The 426-nt window shown below is 67.8% G+C and carries 1 protein-coding gene; it reads right to left on the reverse strand.

The genetic code is table 11. The features are described from left to right. Positions 1 to 25: 25 nt before the first annotated feature. Positions 26 to 331 (reverse strand): FAD-dependent oxidoreductase, encoded by a 306-nt coding sequence (locus AB1L30_RS00715; RefSeq protein ID WP_367011429.1) that lies wholly within the window; start codon positions 329 to 331, stop codon positions 26 to 28. Between the last annotated feature and the right edge of the window lie 95 nt (positions 332 to 426).

Below are 426 nucleotides of genomic sequence, written 5' to 3' on the forward strand. Positions count from 1 at the left end.
TGACGGCGCTCGGGTCGAAGCGCAATTACGGCCTGCGGTACCTCCTGCCGCTGGCCCCGCTGGCCATCGTCTGGGTGTCGAAGCTCGCCGAGGAAACCCGTCCCTGGCGACGGCTGGCGGCCATCGGCCTGGTCGGCCAAGTCGTCGCGGTCGCGAGCATCCACCCGTACGAGCTGTCGTATTTCAACGCCCTGGCCGGGGGGCCGACCGGGGGCAGGCACATCCTGGCCGACTCGAATCTCGACTGGGGCCAGGGGGCCCGGTCCCTGGCCCGGCGTGCAGCCGCTAGGGCGGCCTCGGTACCTGCGTGCCCGGCTCCCACGACAATCACGTCATATTGATAACGACACTCCGATGCGTGCAGCGTATTTAACAGTGCCTCGGCTTCTCGATTGCGGACGCCGCATACGACGCGGTCTGGGTACA

Source organism: Bremerella sp. JC817 (assembly GCF_040718835.1).
GTDB lineage: Bacteria > Planctomycetota > Planctomycetia > Pirellulales > Pirellulaceae > Bremerella.